Source organism: Alistipes sp. (genome assembly GCF_020026455.1).
Taxonomy (GTDB): domain Bacteria; phylum Bacteroidota; class Bacteroidia; order Bacteroidales; family Rikenellaceae; genus Alistipes.
The window spans coordinates 1-5576 of record NZ_JAHHQJ010000024.1 but is presented as its reverse complement, the minus strand read 5'-3'; the positions used below and the strand labels follow the sequence as shown (position 1 = coordinate 5576).

Annotated in this window: 4 protein-coding genes; all 4 read left to right on the top strand. The window is 58.7% G+C overall.

Features of this window, described 5'->3' with window-relative positions:
- Window positions 1–122 precede the first annotated feature (122 nt).
- The 4 genes from infB (at window position 123) to QZ460_RS10165 (ending at window position 5349) form a co-directional block, all read left to right on the top strand.
- The gene (gene infB, locus QZ460_RS10180; protein WP_290541469.1) at window positions 123–2324 is read left to right on the top strand and encodes a translation initiation factor IF-2; all 2202 of its coding nucleotides are present in this window, start codon (window positions 123–125) and stop codon (window positions 2322–2324) included.
- Between the two features lie 38 nt (window positions 2325–2362).
- Window positions 2363–3679: an acetyl-CoA hydrolase/transferase C-terminal domain-containing protein gene (locus QZ460_RS10175; protein ID WP_290541468.1), complete on the top strand. Its 1317-nt coding sequence runs from the start codon at window positions 2363–2365 to the stop codon at window positions 3677–3679.
- Between the two features lie 110 nt (window positions 3680–3789).
- Complete coding sequence (locus QZ460_RS10170; RefSeq protein WP_290541467.1) at window positions 3790–4413, top strand: hypothetical protein; 624 nt, start codon at window positions 3790–3792, stop codon at window positions 4411–4413.
- Window positions 4414–4533: 120 nt separating this feature from the next.
- Window positions 4534–5349, top strand: coding sequence for a M48 family metallopeptidase (locus tag QZ460_RS10165; RefSeq protein WP_290541466.1), 816 nt, complete (start codon window positions 4534–4536; stop codon window positions 5347–5349).
- Window positions 5350–5576: the final 227 nt, after the last annotated feature.

The window sequence follows — 5576 nt, the reverse complement described above, 5'->3', positions numbered from 1 at the left end:
CGGACCGGTGAGGGTCACCGTCTCGGGGCGGAAGATGTTGTCCTTCGGGGGCTCCGGCCCCTGCCCCCGCAGCGGAACCGAAGCCCGAGCCCCCGAAGGACAACATCTTCCGCCCCGAGACGGTGACCCTCACCGGTCCGCAGGTGCTCGGCACGATGGACGTGTCGGGTTTCGTCGCCGGCGGCAAGCATAAACGCAAGCGCCTCCAGAAGGAGAAGGTCGATGTCAACAAGGCCCCGAAGGGCAATGCCCATGGCGGCGGCAACCGTCAGGGCCAGGGCGGCCAGGGCGGCCAGAACAACAACGGCAACCGTTCGGGCGGACAGGGTCAGAACCGCGGCGGCGGCCAGAACCAGCCCCGTCCGGGCGAAGGACGCCGCAACAAGGGCAAGAATGCCCCCAAGCCGGTCGTGCGTCCGGAAGTGAGCGACGAAGAGGTATCGAAGCAGATAAAGGACACCCTGGCGCGTCTGACGGCCAAGGGTGCCAAGAGCAAAAGCTCGAAATACCGCAAGGACAAGCGCGAGGCCGTCGCCGAGCGCATGAACGAGGAGTTCGAACGCGAGGAGATGGAGCGTTCGACGCTCAAGGTCACGGAGTTTGTGACCGTCAGCGAGCTGGCCACGATGATGAACGTCGCCCCGACGGAGGTTATCATGGCCTGCATGAACTTGGGTCTGATGGTGTCGATCAACCAGCGTCTCGACGCCGAGGCACTTGTGGTGGTCGCCGAGGAGTTCGGCTACAAGACCGAATTCGTCTCGGTGGAGATCCAGGAGGCCATTGCCGACGACAGCGAGGACCGCGAGGAAGACCTCGTCCCGCGTCCGCCGATCGTGACGGTCATGGGACACGTCGACCACGGTAAGACCTCGCTGCTGGACAACATCCGCAAAACCAACGTCATCGAGGGCGAGGCCGGCGGTATCACCCAGCACATCGGTGCCTACAGCGTGGTGCTGAACGGACAGAAGATCACCTTCCTCGACACCCCGGGTCACGAGGCCTTCACGGCCATGCGCGCCCGCGGAGCCGCCGTAACGGACGTGGCCATCATCATCGTTGCGGCCGACGACAGCGTCATGCCGCAGACGGTCGAGGCGATCAACCACGCGCAGGCTGCAGGCGTGCCGATGGTTTTCGCCATCAACAAGATCGACAAACCCAGCGCCAACCCCGACCACATCAAGGAACAGCTCTCGCAGATGAACTACCTCGTGGAGTCGTGGGGCGGCAAATACCAGGACCAGGAGGTCTCGGCCAAAAAGGGTCTGAACCTCGACAAACTGCTCGAAAAGGTACTGCTGGAGGCCGAGATGCTCGACCTGAAGGCCAACCCCAACAAAAAAGCACAGGGTACGGTCATCGAGTCGACGCTCGACAAGGGTCGCGGCTACGTGTCGACGATTCTGGTGCAGAGCGGTACGCTCCACGTCGGCGACGTGATTCTCTCGGGGACCTACACGGGCCGCGTGAAGGCCATGTTCAACGAAAACGGCAAGAAGGTCGAAACGGCAGGTCCCTCGACGCCTGTGCAGGTGCTCGGACTCAACGGCGCGCCGCAGGCCGGCGACTCGTTCAATGTCATGGACGACGACCGCTCGGCCCGCGAAATCGCCAACAAGCGCGAACAGTTGGCCCGCATGCAGGGCATCATGACCCAGAAGCACGTGACGCTCGACGAGATCGGCCGCCGCATCGCCATCGGCTCGTTCAAGGAGCTGAACATCATCGTCAAGGGTGACGTGGACGGATCGGTCGAGGCCATGTCCGGCTCGCTGATCAAGCTCTCGAAGGAGACCGTGCAGGTAAACGTCATCCACGCTGCCGTGGGACAGATCTCGGAGTCCGACGTGCTGCTGGCTGCGGCCTCGAACGCCATCATCGTGGGCTTCCAGGTGCGTCCGTCGGCTTCGGCCCGCAAGTTGGCCGAGAAGGAGGAGATCGAAATCCGCCTCTACTCGATCATCTACGACGCCATCAACGACATCAAGGATGCCATCGAGGGCATGCTCGAGCCGGTGATGAAGGAGGAGATCGTCGCTTCGGTCGAGGTGCTCGAGATCTTCAAGATCTCCAAGGTTGGAACCGTCGCCGGATGTATGGTCCGCGAGGGCAAGTTGCAACGTGCAACCCCGATCCGCGTCATCCGCGACGGCATCGTGATCTACACCGGCAAGCTGGGTTCGCTCAAGCGCTTCAAGGACGATGTGAAAGAGGTCGTCGTCGGACAGGACTGCGGTCTGAACATCGAGTCGTTCAACGATATCCGCATCGGCGACATTGTCGAGGGCTACGAACAAGTGGAAGTAAAACGCAAATAACCCATAACAACCATCAACCACTTAAAATTATGGCAGTAATGACTAACCCAATCCATTTTGTGACAGCGGAAGAAGCCGTCAAGGTCATCAAATCGGGCGACCACGTCCATCTCAGCTCGGTGGCATCGGCTCCCCAGTGCCTGATCAATGCCATGTGCAAACGCGGCGAGGCCGGCGAACTGAAGGACGTACACGTCCATCACCTGCACACGGAGGGTCCCGCACCCTATGCCGATCCGAAATTCGAGGGCGTATTCCAGCTCGACTCGTTCTTCGTGGGCGCGAACGTCCGCAAGGTGACCCAAAGCGGCTATGCCGACTACATTCCGATCTTCCTGAGCGAGACGCAGCGTCTGTATCGCTGCGGAGCCGTTCCGTGCAATGTGGCGATGATTCAGGTCTGCCCGCCTGACAAACACGGATTCGTATCGCTCGGTACCTCCGTCGATGCCACGCTGGCCGCTGTGGAGTGCGCCGACTATGTGATCGCCGTGGTGAACAAACACGTTCCGCGCGCCTTCGGTCAGGCCATGATCCACTCCTCGAAGATCAACTACTTCGTACAGGACGACACCCCGCTGATCGAAGCGAAGTTCTCCGAGCCGAACGAGGTCGAGACGGCCATCGGCAAGCACTGCGCCGCGCTGATCGAGGACGGAGCAACGCTTCAGATGGGTATCGGAGCCATTCCGAATGCCGTTCTCAGCCAGCTGGGCGGCCATAAGAACCTCGGTATCCACACCGAAATGTTCGCCGACGGAGTGCTGCCGCTGGTGGAAAAGGGCGTCATCAACGGAGAGGCCAAAAAGACCGACCCCGGCAAGATGGTCTCGACGTTCCTGATGGGTTCGAAAGCCGTTTACGACTTCATCGACGACAACCCGGGTGTGCTGATGATGGATGTCGGATATACGAACGACCCCTACATCATCTCGCAGAACGACCGCTTCGTGGCCATCAACTCGGCCCTGCAGGTCGACCTGACGGGCCAGGTGTGCGCCGACTCGCTGGGCACGAAATTCTGGTCGGGTGTCGGCGGACAGATCGACTTCGTCTACGGCGCATCGCTCTCGAAGGGCGGCAAGGCGATCATCGCCATGCCTTCGATCACCAACAAGGGCGTGTCGAAGATCTGCCCGACGCTGCTGGACGGTGCCGGTGTGGTGACGACCCGCAACCACATCCACTGGTTCGTGACCGAATTCGGAGCCGTGGACCTCTATGGCAAGACCATGCAGGAGCGTGCCCGTCTGCTGATCTCCGTAGCGCATCCTTCGGCGCAGGAGGAGCTTGACCGGGCTGCTTTCGAGCGCTGGGGATCGCACCACCACTACATCAAGGGATACATGAAATAGTCGCTCCATACCATGTGCAAAAAAAGTCTGTTTTTTTCAAAACAGACTTTTTTTAATGGTTATATTTGTCTATATTTACCCTTTCAGTCAACGATTTAAACGGATTTGCCATGAAAAAGCTATTCCTCGTCATTCTGCTATCCCTATACTGCATTCCGATTTCGGCGCAAACCTCGTTTCCCTATTCCAGGTTCCTCTCCTGTACGGACGACCAGTTGGCCGAAGCCCGATTCAAATACGACAACAAGAAGAATCAATGGATCCTGTCCAAAGGCTCCACGCCGGACAAAACGAACGTCAAAAGGTTCGCCCTCATCTTCCCGGGCCAAAAACCCGAGGAAAACAACTACCGTATCATCATCCAAAAGGGCGCGGAGGGCACTGCATTTGTCGACGTGCTATTCTATAAAGACGCCACATTTCACGAATTGCTCTCGTTCGCCAGGGAACACGGGGAAAACCTGATCGAAACAAGCCTTCCCGACCAGCAAAAATACCGGTTCAATTTCGGGGAATTCTCAATCGAGCTGAGCGCCTGTTCGCAGGAAATAAAAGTGACCTCGCACAACAACAAAGCCATTGCCCAAACGCAGGACGTATCCTACAATATCTATAACTACACGATCTACACGGGGATCGAGCCCTCGTCGCCCTGGCACAGCCAACAGCGCGCAAGGCAGGAAAAGCGGGATGCCAAGGGCAAGAAAAAACAAAGCATATCCGATTACATGTAACCGCAGGGCTGTTTCGGAATCACCCCTTCCATCAAGCCGGAATCCTCCGCCCCAGCATCCACGCGGGTCGGCTCCCCCGCCTCAAGCACATCTTTGCACAGACAAACACAAGCATAAACCATGAACAAACTCTTCTACCTGTTTGCAGCCGCACTCCTGGCCGCGACCTGCCCCACGGGAGCTTTTGCTCAATTCAAAATCGGCGGTAAGAAAATCAACACCGGGAAACTGCTCAACGCCGGCAAGGACGTGGCCAAGGCCATCACGCTCTCCGACGAGGATATTTCCCGCCTGAGCCGCGAATCGGTCGAATGGATGGACGCCAACAATCCCGTGGCGGCCGACACGACGACCTACGGGGCACGCCTCAAGCGCCTCACCGAAGGCATCACCGACGCCAACGGGCTTCCGCTGAATTTCAAGGTCTACCTGGTTACCGATGTCAACGCCTTCGCTTGCGGTGACGGCTCGATCCGTGTCTTCGCCGCCCTGATGGACCTGATGGACGACGACGAGCTGATGGCCATCATCGGCCACGAAATCGGCCACGTCGTGCATGCCGACACGAAACACGCCATGAAGAACGCCTATCTCGCATCCGCCGCCCGCAATGCCGCCGGAGCCGCCGAAGGGAGTTCGCTGGCCAAGTTGAGCCAATCGCAACTGAGCAAAGTCGTGGCAGCCTTCACCGATGCTCAGTTCTCGCAGAAGCAGGAGTACGAAGCCGACGCCTACGGATTCGAATTCTGCGTGAAACACGGGTTCGACCCCTACGGCATGGCCAACTCGCTCAACAAGCTGGTCGAACTGTCGAAAGGCGCCAAAGCCTCCACCGTGCAGAAGATGTTCTCCACGCATCCCGACAGCGAAAAGCGCGCGGCCCGCATGAAGGAGAAAGCCGACGCCTACACGGCAGCTCAGCAACAGAGCAACTAAACCCTTCTCTGCTTCCGACCGACCGGAATTTGCGGAATTTTCCGCAAAACGGATTCGCAAGGGAGAGCTCCAGCACAACATTAAGCCTCACAAGCCGAAAAGCATCTGGAATACCGCATGTTTTTCGGCTTGTGAATCATTTGGATCCAGGCATTCAGCTCCAGCATTGAGCTCCCAGCATTGAGGTTAGGCACTTGGACCATTCGAAACCGGCTGCGCCTACAAGG